This window comes from Trueperaceae bacterium (assembly GCA_019454765.1).
Classification (GTDB): domain Bacteria; phylum Deinococcota; class Deinococci; order Deinococcales; family Trueperaceae; genus JAAYYF01.
In genome coordinates, this window is sequence record JACFNR010000055.1 from 1 (window position 1) to 1,533 (window position 1,533).

Genomic DNA, 1,533 nt, shown 5'->3' on the forward strand with positions numbered 1-1,533 from the left:
ACGGCGGCCGCCCCGTCCACGGTGGCGGTGGCGCTGGCGACCAGATGGTCGAGGACGGCGCCGACGCGCGCCGGCGGCGGCGCCGGCTCGGGCTCGCGCCAGTTCCACCTGCGGCCGTCGCTCCAGAGGTGCCCGGTGCGGCGCAACTGCCGCAGGTACTCGAGGGTGAAGAGGGGGTTGCCGCCGGCGCGCTCGTGGATCCAGGCGGCGACGCGCGCCGGCACGGGCGCGCCGAGGTGCGCCTCGAGCAGGCGACCCGCGGCGCCCTCGTCTAGGGGCTCGAGCCACGTCTCGACGAAAGGTTCGCCCGGTGGTCGCCGCCCGGTCACCAGCAAGACGACGCCCGGGAGGCGCGTCACCGCGGCGGCGAGGGCCGGCGTGAGGACACGGACCTCGGGCGAGGCGGCGTGCAGGTCGTCGAGGTGGAACACGACGGGAGCAGCGAGCTTCAGTGCCGCCGCGAGCGCCTCCACCAGGGCGGCGCTCGCCTCGCCGCGTCCAGCGGAGGCGGCGGTCAGGGTCCGTTCCGCCCACGCCGGCAGGCGCGCGGGGCGCGGCAGGCCGCCCACGACCTGGGCGAGGGGCAGGGCGGTCGAGCAGGTCAGGGTCAGGCAACCCATCTGCGCCAGGGCCCTGCCCGCCAGCCACGACTTGCCAACGCCGGCGGCGCCGAGCAGGGCCAGCGCGTGACCTTCCCGTCCGGCCGCGGCGGCGCGCAGGGTCTCTGTCAACCACGACAGCCGATCCTCTTCCGGGGGGTAGCGACGGGCGTGACTCACGAGCGTGCCTGCGATCATACAGATAGGTGTGCCACGTTGCCGGCCGCCCGGGTCGGGCGAAGCGGGCCCCCGGCTCCCCGCGGCCCACCCCGGGGGTTCAGCGTTCCCGACGCCAGAACACCCAGCCGGCCGCGAACAGCGCGACGGCGCTGCCGAGGGCGGTGCTGGCGGCCGCGATCAGCAGGGCGCCGTTCGGGAAAAGGTCGGTGACGACCTTGCCCACGGGCCCCACGAGGACCGGCACGCGGAGGGCGTGCAGCAAGCCGACGCGCCAGAGCTCGAGCGGGTTGACGATCAGCGAGGCCACCAGGAGAGCGTCCAGCGGGTAGTCCGCGAACGCGGCGGCCACGCCGACCACGAGCGGGCCGTAGGCCAGCACGAGCAGGCCCCACGCGGCCAGCCCGAGGGCCATGGCCCTTGTGACGTCGAGCGTCAGGGCGCTGAAGAGGGCCGTGAGGGTGGTGAACATGAGCGTCACGGCCACGGTCGTGAGGCCCAGCAGGGCGAGCCCTCTCGGGTCGAGGCCGAGGACGGCCCCGGCCAGGGCGGAGCCGGCCAGCAGCGGCAGGAGCATGCCGCCGGCGATGCCGAGGGCGGCGCCGCGGTAGGCCGCGGCGGGCGGGCGCGGCAGTGCCGCCCAGAAGGCCCACGTCTCGCGGCGCGTGAGGAGGGGCGCGGCCATCACCACCACGAGCGGCGGCAGGTAGAGCTGCAGCACCGCCACCACGCTCACGAGCCCCACGGCGCTGCCGCG

2 protein-coding genes are annotated in these 1,533 nt (G+C 76.3%); both read right to left on the reverse strand.

Annotation, left to right across the window (positions count from 1 at the left end; translation table 11 throughout):
* On the reverse strand, window positions 1–731 hold a 731-nt coding region (locus H3C53_12080; GenBank protein MBW7917402.1), incomplete at its 3' end, for an AAA family ATPase.
* Between the two features lie 145 nt (window positions 732–876).
* The coding region (locus H3C53_12085; GenBank protein ID MBW7917403.1) for a hypothetical protein at window positions 877–1,533 on the reverse strand (657 nt) is incomplete at its 5' end.